This window comes from Phenylobacterium sp., assembly GCF_031360265.1.
In the GTDB taxonomy this organism is placed as follows: Bacteria; Pseudomonadota; Alphaproteobacteria; order Caulobacterales; family Caulobacteraceae; genus Phenylobacterium.
Genome location: NZ_JANMBF010000078.1, coordinates 15,474 through 28,020, shown reverse-complemented (window position 1 = coordinate 28,020; position 12,547 = coordinate 15,474). Strand labels below are relative to the sequence as shown.

Annotated in this window: 16 protein-coding genes; 6 read left to right on the top strand and 10 right to left on the bottom strand. The window is 68.0% G+C overall.

The window, feature by feature from the left end:
* Positions 1-448, top strand: a 448-nt coding sequence (locus tag RMN86_RS06705; protein ID WP_309605058.1) for a c-type cytochrome, incomplete at its 5' end; no start/stop codon positions are given.
* A gap of 50 nt (positions 449-498) precedes the next feature.
* Here RMN86_RS06705 and rocD read toward each other — a convergent pair.
* Together rocD and RMN86_RS06695 are read right to left on the bottom strand one after the other, a co-directional pair.
* Complete coding sequence (gene rocD, locus RMN86_RS06700) at positions 499-1,716, bottom strand: ornithine--oxo-acid transaminase (protein ID WP_309605057.1); 1,218 nt, start codon at positions 1,714-1,716, stop codon at positions 499-501.
* 12 nt (positions 1,717-1,728) lie between these two features.
* Positions 1,729-2,622, bottom strand: a complete 894-nt coding sequence (locus tag RMN86_RS06695; RefSeq protein WP_309605056.1) for an arginine deiminase-related protein — start codon at positions 2,620-2,622, stop codon at positions 1,729-1,731.
* Between the two features lie 89 nt (positions 2,623-2,711).
* Here RMN86_RS06695 and RMN86_RS06690 point away from each other — a divergent pair, with 89 nt between their 5' ends.
* From RMN86_RS06690 to RMN86_RS06680, 3 genes are all read left to right on the top strand, one after another.
* Positions 2,712-3,140 (top strand): Lrp/AsnC family transcriptional regulator, encoded by a 429-nt coding sequence (locus RMN86_RS06690; RefSeq protein WP_309605055.1) that lies wholly within the window; start codon positions 2,712-2,714, stop codon positions 3,138-3,140.
* A gap of 16 nt (positions 3,141-3,156) precedes the next feature.
* Positions 3,157-4,947, top strand: coding sequence for a M3 family oligoendopeptidase (locus RMN86_RS06685; RefSeq protein WP_309605054.1), 1,791 nt, complete (start codon positions 3,157-3,159; stop codon positions 4,945-4,947).
* A gap of 68 nt (positions 4,948-5,015) precedes the next feature.
* On the top strand, positions 5,016-5,669 hold the full coding sequence (locus RMN86_RS06680; RefSeq protein ID WP_309605053.1) for a YceI family protein: 654 nt from the start codon (positions 5,016-5,018) through the stop codon (positions 5,667-5,669).
* Between the two features lie 9 nt (positions 5,670-5,678).
* Here RMN86_RS06680 and RMN86_RS06675 read toward each other — a convergent pair whose 3' ends face one another.
* Both RMN86_RS06675 and RMN86_RS06670 read right to left on the bottom strand, forming a co-directional pair.
* The gene (locus RMN86_RS06675; protein ID WP_309605052.1) at positions 5,679-5,909 is read right to left on the bottom strand and encodes a hypothetical protein; all 231 of its coding nucleotides are present in this window, start codon (positions 5,907-5,909) and stop codon (positions 5,679-5,681) included.
* Between the two features lie 154 nt (positions 5,910-6,063).
* The gene (locus RMN86_RS06670; protein WP_309605051.1) at positions 6,064-6,834 is read right to left on the bottom strand and encodes an aldolase/citrate lyase family protein; all 771 of its coding nucleotides are present in this window, start codon (positions 6,832-6,834) and stop codon (positions 6,064-6,066) included.
* 134 nt (positions 6,835-6,968) lie between these two features.
* Between RMN86_RS06670 and RMN86_RS06665 the strand changes: the two genes are divergently transcribed.
* Complete coding sequence (locus RMN86_RS06665; RefSeq protein WP_309605050.1) at positions 6,969-7,613, top strand: isoprenylcysteine carboxylmethyltransferase family protein; 645 nt, start codon at positions 6,969-6,971, stop codon at positions 7,611-7,613.
* Between the two features lie 4 nt (positions 7,614-7,617).
* Here RMN86_RS06665 and RMN86_RS06660 read toward each other — a convergent pair whose 3' ends face one another.
* Both RMN86_RS06660 and RMN86_RS06655 read right to left on the bottom strand, forming a co-directional pair.
* The gene (locus RMN86_RS06660; RefSeq protein ID WP_309605049.1) at positions 7,618-7,926 is read right to left on the bottom strand and encodes a glycine zipper 2TM domain-containing protein; all 309 of its coding nucleotides are present in this window, start codon (positions 7,924-7,926) and stop codon (positions 7,618-7,620) included.
* 100 nt (positions 7,927-8,026) lie between these two features.
* Positions 8,027-8,605 (bottom strand): TMEM175 family protein, encoded by a 579-nt coding sequence (locus RMN86_RS06655; protein ID WP_309605048.1) that lies wholly within the window; start codon positions 8,603-8,605, stop codon positions 8,027-8,029.
* Positions 8,606-8,811: 206 nt separating this feature from the next.
* Here RMN86_RS06655 and RMN86_RS06650 point away from each other — a divergent pair, with 206 nt between their 5' ends.
* Positions 8,812-9,423, top strand: a complete 612-nt coding sequence (locus RMN86_RS06650; protein WP_309605047.1) for a YceI family protein — start codon at positions 8,812-8,814, stop codon at positions 9,421-9,423.
* On the opposite strand, the gene RMN86_RS06645 is transcribed toward RMN86_RS06650, so the two are convergent.
* From RMN86_RS06645 to RMN86_RS06630, 4 genes are all read right to left on the bottom strand, one after another.
* On the bottom strand, positions 9,420-10,643 hold the full coding sequence (locus RMN86_RS06645) for an amidohydrolase family protein (RefSeq protein ID WP_309605046.1): 1,224 nt from the start codon (positions 10,641-10,643) through the stop codon (positions 9,420-9,422). The genes RMN86_RS06650 and RMN86_RS06645 overlap by 4 nt on opposite strands.
* Before the next feature lie 81 nt (positions 10,644-10,724).
* Positions 10,725-11,117 (bottom strand): TPM domain-containing protein, encoded by a 393-nt coding sequence (locus RMN86_RS06640; RefSeq protein WP_309605045.1) that lies wholly within the window; start codon positions 11,115-11,117, stop codon positions 10,725-10,727.
* Positions 11,114-11,755: a LemA family protein gene (locus RMN86_RS06635; protein WP_309605044.1), complete on the bottom strand. Its 642-nt coding sequence runs from the start codon at positions 11,753-11,755 to the stop codon at positions 11,114-11,116. Before RMN86_RS06635 ends, RMN86_RS06640 begins: the two co-directional genes overlap by 4 nt.
* 134 nt (positions 11,756-11,889) lie before the next feature.
* Entirely contained in the window at positions 11,890-12,546 is a 657-nt protein-coding gene (locus RMN86_RS06630; protein WP_309605043.1) for a DUF6629 family protein, read from the bottom strand.
* Position 12,547: the final 1 nt, after the last annotated feature.

Here is a 12,547-nt window from a genome sequence, read left to right as displayed (position 1 = left end):
GGTGGGCGCGGGCGGCGGCGGGCAGGTCTCCGCCCCGGCGCTCTTGCCGACCCGGCCCCGGCTTCCGGGCCGGCTGCTGGTCTTCAAGCTCGGCGCCAAGGAGCAGGCCAAACCCTTCGTGATGCCGGCCCAGCCGACCATCGACCTCACCAACGTCGCCACCACCGGCGACAAGGTCCACGGCTATGTGATCTTCAACGCCAACTGCCAGGTCTGCCACGGCGCCAATGCCACCGGCTCGTGGCTGCCGGACCTGAAGCGCACGCCGATGATCGCCACGCCGACCGACTTCAACTCGGTCGTCCTAGAGGGCGTGCGCGCTCACAACGGCATGGTCAGCTTCGCCAAGTTCCTGTCGGCGAAAGACGTGGAGGACGTCCGCGCCTTCCTGATTAGCCAGGGTCGGGGCGAACCGCTGCCGGGGGCGGTCGCCGTCGCGAGCAAGTAGCGCCTCTGCCGCGCCCCGACCTCCCGCCGCTGCTGCCCCTGCAGGGGTGGTTAGAGAACCGCCTTGAACTGTTCGGCGATCCAGTCGGCCTGGTCGGCGGTGAGGATCAGCGGCGGGGCGATGCGGATGGTGTGGTCGTGGGTCTCCTTGGCCAGGAGGCCGCGCGCCCGCAGCGCCTCGCAGACCGGCCGCGCGCCGCCTGCCTCTGCGTGCAGCTCGACGGCCAGCATCAGGCCCCGGCCGCGCACCTGTTTGACGCTGTCGGCCCCAATCGCGGCCAGCGAGGCCTGCAGGCGATCGCCAATGCGCGCGGCGTTCTCGACCATGCCTTCCTCGACCAGCACCTTCAGCGCCGCGCGGGCCACGGCGCAGGCCAGGGGGTTGCCGCCGAACGTCGAGCCGTGCTCGCCCGGATGCAGGACGTCCATCACCTCGGAATTCGAGAGCACCGCGGAGACTGGATAGAAGCCGCCCGACAGCGCCTTGCCGATCAGCGTCAGGTCGGCCTCGATCCCCTCATGCTCCTCGGCCAGCAGCTTGCCGGTGCGCCCAAGGCCGGTCTGGATCTCGTCGAGGATCAGGATCACGCGGTGCTTGGTGCAGAGCTCGCGGGCGCGCTTCAGATAGCCGGCGGGCGGAATGATCACCCCGGCCTCGCCCTGGATCGGCTCGACCAGGAAGGCCACGGTGTCGGGGCCGATGGCGGCCTCCAGCGCGTCCGCGTCGCCGTAGGGCACGACCTTGAAGCCGGGCGCGAAGGGGCCGAAGCCGCCGCGCGACTGAGGGTCGGTGGAAAAGCCGACGATGGCCACCGTGCGGCCGTGGAAATTGTCGGCGGCGACGATGATCTCCGCCTGGCCTTCGGGCACGCCCTTGACCTCATAGCCCCACTTGCGGGCCACCTTGATGGCGCTCTCGACGGCCTCGGCGCCGGAATTCATCGGCAGGACCTTGTGGCTGCCGGTGAGCGCGCAGAGCTCCTCGTAGAAGGGCGCCAGCTGGTCGTTGCGGAAGGCGCGGCTGGTCAGCGTCAGCCGGCTGGCCTGGGCGACCATGGCCTCCAGGATCTTCGGATGGCAGTGGCCCTGGTTCACCGCCGAATAGGCCGAAAGGCAGTCGAGGTAGCGATTGCCGTCGACGTCCCAGACGTGGACGCCTTGCCCGCGGGTCAGGACCACGTCGAGGGGCTTGTAGTTCTTCGCGCCGTAGCGAGCTTCGAGCCCGATCAGCTCGGCGCTGCGCGAACCGGAAAAGGTGATGTCGTTCATGGCTCTAAGACCTTATTCGGCGGCGAGGACGGCGGGCTGGGTCTGGCTTGTCCGGTCGAGACGCAGCGTCATGCAGTAGGCCGCGCCGCCGGAGAGGATGAAGGGGTCGAGATCGATCTCGGTCAGGTGATAGCCCCGCGCCGCGAGCTTGATCTTCAGCGAGACCGGCGCGCGGGCCATGATCACCTGGTCACCCAGGTTGACGGCGTTGACGCAGAAGGCGGCCGCCTCTTCGTCGCTGGCCTCGATGCGCTGGTTGAGCGGCACGCTGGCGCGGATCGTGGCCAGGGCCTGGGGCGTGAAAGCGTCCGGATAGTAGAGCACCTGGCCGCCGGCCAGCGGGCAGAAGCAGGTGTCGAGGTGATAGAAGCGGTCGCTGGCAAGTTCGAGGGCTACGACTTCCTGGCCGAAGGCGCGGCGGATGGCGGCGATCGATGCCTGGCTGGAGCGCGGCCCGAAGCCAGCCCAGAAGTGGCCGCGGTCGGCATCCCAGATGCAGTCTCCCGCGCCTTCCTGGAAAACGCCCTCGGGCAGGTCGATGATCTCGTCGATCAGGCCGCGCCGCCGCAGGCCGGCGAAGGCCGAGCGGAACACCGGCTCCTCGCCCTGCCGCTCGGGATGGCGAAAGCGGGCCAGCAGCACCCGGCCGTCCAGCACCACCGCGGCATTGGCCGGAAAAACCAGGTCGGGAAGCCCGCGCACCGCGCCGACCGTCTCGACCCGGGCGCCGGCGGCCTTGAGCGCGGCCTTGAGGTCGCCCGAGGCGCGCTTGGCCTCGGCCAGGCTGTCGGCGGTCCAGGCGCCGGGCTGCATCCAGGGATTGATCTGGTAGCAGACGTCGAAACAGTCCGGATCGGTCATCAGGAAGTGCGGCATCGAACCCTCGGCGGCGGTGGCGTGGCCCAAAAGGTGACCCAGGTTGATGCTAGCGAATAGCGCACAGGATGCTACAATTAGACTAGAATATTGACGTATAGTACAACAAGAGTGACGATATGCTGGACGACCTGGATCGACGGCTCATCGCCCTGCTGCGCGCCGACGGCCGCGCGCCCGTCGCCGCCCTGGCCGCCCGGCTGAAAGTCTCGCGCGGCACCGTGCAGAACCGCATCAACCGGATGACCGCTCCCGGCGGGGTGATCCAGGGCTTCACCATCCGCGCACCGGCGGAAATGGAGGCCAGCCGCGTGCGGGCGATCATGACCATCGCCATCGAGGGCGAGAGGTCGGCCGCCGTGGTCAAGGCGCTGCGCGGCTTCCCTGAGGTGGACAAGGTCCACACCACCAATGGCCGCTGGGATCTGATCGCCGAACTGAACACCGAGACCCTGGGGGCCTTCAGCCAGACCCTCGACCGGATCCGGCTGATCGACGGCATCGCCTCGACCGAAACCTCGATCCTGCTGGCCAGCCAGAAGATGTGAGGGGTAAAGGTCGGGCATGAACGCGCCCTTCAAGACCGACGCCCTGCCGCAGTGGAACCTCGGCGACCTCTATTCCGGCCGGGGCGACCCGCGGATCGCCGCCGACCTCGCCAAGGCCAAGGCGGAGAACGACGCGCTGGTGGCCCTGAAGGGCCGGTTCAAGGCGAGCCGCGCCGACGCGCGGGTTCTGGGCGAACTGCTCGACAACGCCATCGGGCTCTATGAGGCGGCGACCAATGGCCTGTGGGGCGTCGGCGCCTACGCGGGCCTGGCGGCCTCCACCGCCCGCGACGACCCGGCCTGGTCGAAGTTCGAGGCCGACCTGCGCGCGCGCTCGGCGCGGATCGCGGCCGACAGCCTCTATTTCACCCTGGAGATCAACGAACTCGACGACAATGAGATCGAGGCGGCCTTCCGCGCTCATCCGCCGGCGGCGCGCTGGCGGCCGTGGGTGCGGCGCGTGCGGCTGTCGCGGCCACACGAGTTGTCGCCGGACCTGGAGCGAATGCTGATCGACCGGGGGCCTGCCGTCGCCAACTGGAGCCGGCTGTCGGAGGAGACGCTGGCGGCGCTCACCGCCAAGGCCGGTGGCGAAACCCTGACGCTTTCCGAGGTTCTCAACCGCATGTCGGACCCCGACGGCGGGCGGCGCAAACAGGCGGCCCAGGCCCTGGCCAAGGCGCTGGAGGCGCGCGCGCCGACCCTGGCGCTCTGCCTCAACACCCTGGCCTTCGAGAAACAGGTGGAGGATCGCTGGCGGAAATACCCCGACCCCGCCGCTTCACGGCACATCGCCAACGAGGTCCACGCCGACGCCGTGGCCGCCCTGGAATCGGCGGTGGTGGACTCCTACGCCAGCGTCAGCCACCGCTACTATCGGCTGAAGGCCAGGGTCATGGGCCGCAAGGTGCTCGACCAGTGGGACCGCAACGCGCCCCTGGAGACGACGGCCCCGCGCACCTATGGCTGGGACGAGGCCAAGGTCATGGTGCTGGAAAGCTTCGCCGATCTGGCGCCGAAGTTCGCCGACACCGCCCAGACCTTCTTCACCCACCCCTGGATCGACGCGCGGCCGCGGGCCGGCAAGCAGTCCGGCGCCTATTCGCACCCGGTCACCGCCGACCGGCACCCTTACGTGTTCATGAACTACATGGGCGAGCGGCGCGACGTCCTGACCCTGGCCCATGAACTCGGCCACGCCGTGCATCAGACGCTGTGCGCGCCGCTCGGCACCCTGCTCGCCGACACGCCGCTGACACTGGCCGAGACCGCCTCGATCTTCGGTGAGGGCCTGGTGTTCGAACGCCTCTTGGCCAACGCCTCGCCGGCCGAGCGGCGTGGACTTCTCGCCGGCAAGATCGAGGACGGGATCAACACCGTGGTCCGCCAGATCGCCTTCCATCGCTTCGAGACCCGCTTCCATGCCGCGCGCCTGGAGGGCGAGGTCGGACCCGACGAGATCGGCGCGATCTGGCTGGAGGAGATGGGCGCGAGCCTGGGGCCGGCGGTCCGGCTGAACCCCGGCTATGAACACTACTGGGCCTACGTCAGCCACTTCGTCCACGCCCCGTTCTATGTCTATGCCTATGCCTTCGGTGACCTGCTGGTGCGCGGCCTGATGGAAAAGCGCCGCGACAACCCCGCCGCCTTCGCCCCCCTCTACGAGGACCTGCTGGCCGCCGGCGGAACCCGCACCTATGTCGAGGCCCTGGCGCCGTTCGGGCTGAACCCGCGTGAGAAGGCCTTCTGGGCGGCCGGCATGAAGCAACTGGAACGGCTGGTGGACGAGTTCGAGGCGCTGGTGTGAGTCTCGGCGGTCTGTCGGATCAACGTGGCGCGGTTCGTCCTTGGCTGGAACCTATGGGAGAGATGAAGATGAAGACCTTTACCGCCCTGGCCGCCTCCACGGCTCTCAAACTGGTGATGATCGCCGGCCCGGCGATCGCCGCCCCCGTCCCGCCGCAGCCGCCGGCGGGCGCCTATATTCTGGACAAGACCCACACGTCGGTGACCTTCCGGGTGAACCATCTGGGCTTCTCGCGCTACACGGCGCGGTTCTCGAGCATCGACGGCCGGCTGAAATTCGACCCGGCCGCGCCGGCGACCATGAGCGTGGACGCCACCATCGACCCCCTCTCGCTGGAGCTGAACGCCCCGCCCAAGGGGTTCCACGACGAGCTGACCGGCAAGGCCTGGTTCAACGCCGCGGCGTTTCCGGCGATCACCTTCCACTCCACCAAGGTCGAAGTCACCGGCGCCAACACCGCCCGCGTGACCGGCGACCTCAGCCTGCACGGGGTCACCAGGCCGGTGACGCTGGAGGTCACCTACAACGGTGGCTGGCCGCCGAATTCCTTCGATCCCGGCGGCGCGCGCATCGGCTTCTCTGCCCACGGGGCGTTCAAGCGCTCGGCCTTCGGCATGGGCATGGGCATTCCCGCGCCCGGCTCGACGATGGGGGTCGGCGACGAGGTCGAGGTGATGATCGAGACCGAGTTCAGCTCCAAGGTTCCGCCAGCGGCCAAGTAGCGGGGGGTGCTACTCCCGGGCCAGGATGTAGCGAACCGCCCGGGCGATCACGGCGACCGCGAGGGCGACGAGCGCCAGGCGAGCGGCCAGCGGGACGGCCCAGCCGCCGGCGACAAAACCCGCGGCGGTAATCAGCAGCGCCGCGGCCAGGATCACGCCCATCCAGTGAATGGCGCGGCCGAACCGAGCCGATCCGCTGTCGTCAGGACTTCGTGCGCTGGGCCAGATCAGGTTGGACACGGGGCTTCTCCTGCGGCAACCGGCAAGCCGGACCTCGCACTGATGGCGCACAAACGAGGCGAGGGTCTGGCGGCACTGTGTCTCACAGGTCCGGTTCAGAAACAGTTGCCGCGGATTCGTTCAGTCGCGACACATCGATGCCCTGATCGGCGCCTCAGCGCGCGGCAATCCACGACCGCATCTCGACCGCCTCGCGCCGACCGCTGTTCAGATAGCGTGTATCCGAGCCGACGGTGACCAGGTCGAAGCCGCGGTCGAGCATCGTCTGCGAATAGCCGGGGCTGTTGGTGTGGACGCCGATGCGGACGCCGGCGGCCTTGCAGGCGGCCAGGATCTTGTCGAACGCGGCCAGCAGGCCCGGCGCCATCTGGTCTTGCCCCGGCGGACCGCCCATCGCCAGCGACAGGTCCGAAGGTCCGATGTAGACGCCGTCGAGGCCCGGCGTGGCGACGATCGCCTCGACGTTGGCCAGGCCCTGGGCGGTCTCGATCATCGCCAGCGTCAGGATCTGGTCATTGGCCTTGGCGTGATAGTCGGCCCCGCCATAGACCGCCGCCCGGGTGGGGCCGGAGCTGCGGAAGCCGTCGGGTGGATAGCGGCAGGCCTGGACGAAGGCGGCGCATTCGATGGCGTCGTTGATCATGGGGCAGATGATCCCATACGCCCCGGCGTCCAGCGCCCGCATGATCTCGCCCGGCTGGTTCCACGTCACCCGGACCAGTGGCGTCACCGCGGTGGTCGAGATCGCCTGCAGCATGGCCAGCATCTCGGAATAGCCGATCAGGCCGTGCTGGGTGTCGATGGTCACGGCGTCCCAGCCCATGGTCGCCATCAGCTCGGCGGAAAACCCCCCGGGCATGGAACACCAGCCGTTGATCGCCGGCTTGCCGGCGGCCCACAGGTCCCTCAGGGAATTGGCGCGCATGTCTCGTCTCTCCCGATTCTTCCAGACTAGGCCGCGCCTGCGCCGGGCGCAGCCACAATCGGCGTCGGCGTCCGTTATCGCCGCCTTCACGCTAGCCGTGCGAGGGTCCGATCCCAGACCTTCGAGGGCGGCCGGTGAGCTTGGACGCGACGATCAAGACTCAGGTTTTCCGCCCGGCGCCCACCTTGCGTCCGCGGCTGATCGACCTCACCGAGCGGGTGGTCGTCATGGCGGCCTTCTTCTCGTACATGCTGGCCAATATCGCCTCGGGCAACGGCCTCGATATGCTGATCGCCAGCACCGAGCTGGTCACGGTGGGCTGCATCCTGTTTCGGCGGCCGGCGACCAGCGTCAGCCTGGATCCGCAGGACTGGGGTCTGGCGCTTTGCGGCACCCTGCTGTCGATGTTCATGCGGCCCGGCGGGGACCCTCTCATCTCGCCGGCCTTCGCCCTCGGCCTGGTGGCCAACGGCGCCTTGATCAGCGTCGCCGCCAAGCTCAGCCTCAACCGCCGCTTTGGCGTGGCGCCGGCGAATCGCGGCGTGCAGATGCGCGGCGCCTACGTCTTCGTTCGCCACCCGATGTACGTGGGATATGTGCTGACCCACGCCGCCTATCTGCTGACCAATCCGACGCTGTTCAACGCCGTGCTGATCGTCATTACCTGGACCTGCCAGGCGGGCCGCATCCTGCGCGAGGAGCGTTGGCTGATGCAGGATCGGCGCTATCGCCGGTACGCCAGGATCGTCCGCTTCCGATTTCTGCCGGGGCTGCTTTAGGGCCTCAGTCCCTGCGCCATTCCCAGTGGCAATGACGCTTGGCGTTGTGCTTGGCGATCTCGTGACCGGCCACCGCGCCGGCGCCGGCGCCGAGGATCGTGCCGCCCGTCTTGCCCCCGCCGTGCGATAGGGCGTTGCCAAGCAGGCCGCCAGTAACGGCGCCCACCGCCGTGCCGGTGTTGCGGGCGCCACGCGACGTCTCACAGACCTCGACCCGATGACGGTGCGGCTGAGCCGCTGCGATGGCCGGCGCGGCGGCGGCGATCAGCGTCGAGCCGGCCAGGATCGTGGTGGCGATGAACTTGTGGCGCACGAAAAGTCTCCTTAAAGGCGGCGGACACGCTTGGACCCAAACGCCCAGCGTTGGCGAGGGTTGCTTTCTCAGCGGCAGGACTGCGGCGCCATGAACCGGCTCAGGACGTCCCCAGCACGCGCTCGACCCGCCGGTCGGGGATGAACCAGATCATCGCCACCGCGACATAGAGCGCCAGCGAGGCGACCGGCAGGAGGAAGGCCAGCGCGATGCCGATCCCATAGAGCGCCAGCGAGGTCTTGCCCTTGAGGTCGCGGCCGATGGCGCGCGCCAAATCGGAGTCCGAGCCCTCGTGCGCGGTCATCACCCTCGTCAGGATGGTGTATGAGATCCCGCTCAGCAGGAAGACGACGCCATAGAGCGCCACGGGAATGGCCGCCAAGGGGTTCTCACCGACCCAGGAGGTGACGAAGGGGATCACCGACAGCCAGAACAACAGGTGCAGATTGGCCCACAGGATCGCCCCGTTGACCGTCCGGCTGAGCTGCAGCAGGTGGTGGTGGCTGTTCCAGTAGATGCCGATGTAGATGAAGCTCAGGACATAGCTGAGGAACACCGGCAAGACCGGCCGCAGGTCGGCGAGCGTCACGCCGCCGGGCGCCTTGAGCTCCAGCACCATGATGGTGATAATCACCGCCATCACGCCGTCGGTGAAGGCTGTCAGCCGATCCTTGGTCATCGTGTGCGCCCCCGTTGGCCTGGAGCTTAGCCGAGCTTCTCTCGCCATAGAAAGCAGTTCAGCGTGGGAGTGAAAGGCGAGAATTCGGGCGTTTCGTTTCCGGAATGGAAAAGGTCTGCGTCGCGATTGCCGGCTAGACCGACGGCGCGGCGCGGCGCTCTTGGATGGTCGCCAAACCGTTCCCCGTGTTCCGGAGCCCGACGCCCTTGTCCAGCAAGACCCCCGCCCCTGCCGCTGTTCTCGCCATGGCCCTGGCGGCCGGCGGCGTCCACGCCCAGCCGGCGCCCCCCGCCGCCGTCCAGCCCGGGACCTATGCGATCGAGGCATCCCACGCGCGCGTTCTGTTCGCCGTCAACCATCTTGGCTTCTCCACCTGGTACGGCGACTTCAGCCATGCCAGCGGAACCCTGGTGCTCGACCCGAAGACCCCGTCCAACAGCCACGTCGAGGTCAGCGTTCCGACCGCCTCGGTCTCAACAACCAACGCCGTCCTCGACGGCGAACTGAAAAGCCCCGACTGGTTCGACGCCGCGAAGTTTCCGACCATCGCCTTCAAGTCGACCAAGGTGACCGCCACGGCGGCCAATCGCGCCGAGGTGCTGGGAGATCTGACCCTGCACGGCGTGACCCGGCCGGTGACCCTGACGGCGACCTTCAACGCGGCCGGCGCCAACCCGATGAGCAAGGCCTATACCGTGGGCTTCGAGGTCACAGGCAAGATCAAGCGCAGCGATTTCGGCGTCTCGCGCTACGTCCCCGCCGTCGGCGACGAGGTGACCCTGATCATCAGCGCCCCCTTCGTCCGCAACCCCGGCTAAGCGACGCCGACGGGCGCGCGCGTTCCGTGCGCGCGCGTCCCATGCGCCCGGGCCTGAGGGAAGATGCGCAGGAAATTCTCGGCGTAGAATTTCTCCCGCACCGCTTCACTCCGGTCGCCGAGCGCGGCTTCGAAGCGGGCGATGGGGTTTCGCCCGCCCTCGATGTGCGGATAGTCGGTGGAGAACAGGTAGAGGTCGGGGTTCGACTGGTCGATCAGGTCGCCGACGGTCTCGAAGACAAAGGGCGTGAAGGCCAGCTGTTCGGTGATCTGTTCCGACGGCGTGCGCTTCCAGGCCTGCAGGTTGGCGTCGTTGCGGCTCCAGTGTTTGACCACCCAGTCCAGGCGGCGGACCAGCTCGGGGACCCAGCCCGCGCCCAGCTCGACGCTGGCGCCGCGCAGGGTCGGGTGACGTTCGAACACCCCGTCCAGCACCATCATGGTCAGGAACTGCTCCGGGCCCTCGTGCAGCAGGGCGATGTCCTTGGTGCGCAGGTTCTCGCCGCCGCCCAGCCAGTCCTTGGTGGGCGGCCGGCCATTGTTCATCCAGGCCCGGGCCAGTTGCAGCGGCGCCCCGCCGACGTGGAGTACGAACGGCATGCCGGCCTCCGCCAGCCGCGCCCAGAACGGGTCGAGATCGACGTGGCCGGGAGACCGCTCGCCACAGGGCCGGTGCGGGATCCACGCGGCATTCAGCCCGCTCTCCAGCGCGAACGCCAGCTCGACCATGGCCAGGTCCGGGTCGTCCAGCGGCACGACGGCGACGCCCATCAGGCGGTCGTCCGCCTGGCAGAATTCGGCCATGTGCCGGTTGTGCGCGCGGGCCGCGCCATAGCGCAGGCGGGCTTCCAGCTTCGAGCTGGCCGAGAACGGCATGGCCACGCTGTGGGTGGCGAACAGCAGCTGCTTCTTGAACCCCAGCATGTCCAGCGCCTTGGAGCGGTCCGCCGAGTCGAAGGCGCCCAGCGCCTGGATCTCCTTGGACGACTCGATCAGCCGGTCGCCCAGCGCGACCTGCGCGGCCACGTGCTCGGCCGAGTGCCGGCCGCCCTGGGCCACAAGTACGGCCACCTCCTCGTCGGTGACGATGGAGGCCGAATAGCTGACCTCCGGGATCTCGTCGCGCAGGGCGGGATCGGCATAGGCCTTGAGGAAGGTCGGCAGCTCCATGATGTGGCTGTCGGCGTCGTAGAAGGGGCGGCTCGCGGGCGCATAGGTCATCGGTGTCCTCCCGACGGCCCCTGCCCATCCGGCGCGGCCGTTCCTGTTGTCAGGAGACTATGACTCGGCGATGCGGCGGAGTCACACCGCCGTTGCGGCCTGCAGCGCCGGCGCGGTCTCACCCATCCCCTGGGCGCGGGCCGTCACTTGACCAATCAGCAGCACACCGGTGTCGCGTTTCTTCTCACCGATCCCCCAGGCGCGGCCCAGCTGATAGCCGTAGTCCTCGATGTTCTGGCCTTGCAGGGAAGGCACGGTCACGACCACAAGCTGGCGGGAGGTCTTGGCTTCGAGCGCCTCCAGCTTCGTGGTCAAGTCCGCCCGGGTTTGCGGAGTCAGGATGTTGGCCTGATCGACCACGCGCCCATCGAGGGGTGGAAAGCTCGGCGCTGCCGCGAGGGCCGCGGAGCCCGCGAAGAGCGCCGCCAGGACCAGCAGTCCCAGGGTCCAACACTTGGCGATGCGTGCGCTCATTTCGGCGGGGCGGGCGCGGCCGTCGCCGGTACGGCTCCCGGCGCGAAATTGACCGTGGGCGTCGACTGGGCCGTCGCCGTGGCCTCGAACAGCTGCATCGGCCTTGCGGAGCGATAGAAGCTGCCGGCCCACAGCGATCCGGGAAGGGTCCGCAGCGTGGTGTCGTAGTCACGCACCGCCTCGTTGTAGTCACGGCGCGCGAAGGCGATCCGGTTCTCGGTCCCTTCCAGCTGGCTCTGCAGGGCCATGAAGTTCGAATTCGACTTCAAGTCCGGGTACCGCTCCTGCAGAATCCGGAATGGCAGGAGCGCCAGAGATACGTTGTTCTGGGCCGATTGATATCGCCGGAACGCCGCTGCGTCGGTGGTGATCGAGGCGTCGGATTTCACCCGCGCTGCGCCGGCCCTGGCCTCGGTGACACCAATGAGCACGCTGTTCTCCTGCGCCGCATAGCCCTTTACCGTGGCCACCAGGTTCGGGATCAAATCCGCTCGACGCTGGTACTGGGTTTGCACCTCCGCCCAACTCGCCTTGGCGCGCTCCTGCTTGGTCGGGATGGCGTTCACGCCGCACCCGGCAAGGACGGTGGGGATCAGCACCAGTGCGACGAGGCGCATGGGAGGCCTGGTGACGGGCATGGCATCGACACTCCGGGAGCCCGCAGAAGCGGCTGGGTGTCTCTAAGGACGCGGGGAGCGGGCGCTCATTACAGGCGGCGCACCGGGACATCGGCCGACGTTCCGGATCTGACCGCAGCGCCGAGCCTCGCGCGCTATCCCGGCTGCGGAACTTGCGATTGGCTAGCCGGTTGCTGACGAAAGTACAGCAACACGATGACGCTGAGCACGGCCGCGAAGAAGCACCAGACGGAGATGACCCAGTTCGTATAGAAAACGTAGGTCACGACATAGGCGATGAAGGCCGCAAGTCCGAACAGCCTCACCCTGCCGTGGCTCGAAAAGAGCATGCTGACGCAGGTGCCCAGGACATAGAGCACCATGACGGCGGTCAAGTAGAAGTGCGGGGATAGATAGGCGATGTGGCGTCCCTCAGCCTGCGAGACGATCGGCAGGCGCACCAGGAAATACAGCAGATAGACCCCCACAGCGCCGCCGGCCACGGCGATGGCCACCAGGATCCGCCGCCGCCACACGATCGGCTCAAGCAGCAGAATCGCGATCGGGACATAGATCGGCCAAAGCACGTGCGAGAAGAGCGAGTAGACGAACGTCAGCATGGCGTTGAGCCCCGGCGCCTTGTCCGGAAGCGTCAGCCAAATGGTTCCCTCGATCAATTGTTGAAGGCCGAACAAAAGAGGAATTACGGCGAAGGGGAGTTCGGCGCGGCTCCGTGCGCGGCGCGCGGTCACGGCCCCCACGAGGAGCAGTCCGACCCCGGCGGTGAAACTGGCTGTCGCTGAAAAGCACATG

Bases quoted from the DNA above. Each gene is read 5' to 3' on its own strand.
- RMN86_RS06670 (WP_309605051.1), bottom strand. From the start codon at position 6,834: ATGCGCGCCAATTCCCTGAGGGACCTGTGGGCCGCCGGCAAGCCGGCG.
- RMN86_RS06645 (WP_309605046.1), bottom strand. From the start codon at position 10,643: ATGACCTATGCGCCCGCGAGCCGCCCCTTCTACGACGCCGACAGCCAC.
- RMN86_RS06655 (WP_309605048.1), bottom strand. From the start codon at position 8,605: ATGACCAAGGATCGGCTGACAGCCTTCACCGACGGCGTGATGGCGGTG.
- rocD (WP_309605057.1), bottom strand. From the start codon at position 1,716: ATGAACGACATCACCTTTTCCGGTTCGCGCAGCGCCGAGCTGATCGGG.
- RMN86_RS06680 (WP_309605053.1), top strand. From the start codon at position 5,016: ATGAAGACCTTTACCGCCCTGGCCGCCTCCACGGCTCTCAAACTGGTG.
- RMN86_RS06630 (WP_309605043.1), bottom strand. From the start codon at position 12,546: ATGTGCTTTTCAGCGACAGCCAGTTTCACCGCCGGGGTCGGACTGCTC.
- RMN86_RS06640 (WP_309605045.1), bottom strand. From the start codon at position 11,117: ATGAGCGCACGCATCGCCAAGTGTTGGACCCTGGGACTGCTGGTCCTG.
- RMN86_RS06635 (WP_309605044.1), bottom strand. From the start codon at position 11,755: ATGCCCGTCACCAGGCCTCCCATGCGCCTCGTCGCACTGGTGCTGATC.
- RMN86_RS06685 (WP_309605054.1), top strand. From the start codon at position 3,157: ATGAACGCGCCCTTCAAGACCGACGCCCTGCCGCAGTGGAACCTCGGC.
- RMN86_RS06690 (WP_309605055.1), top strand. From the start codon at position 2,712: ATGCTGGACGACCTGGATCGACGGCTCATCGCCCTGCTGCGCGCCGAC.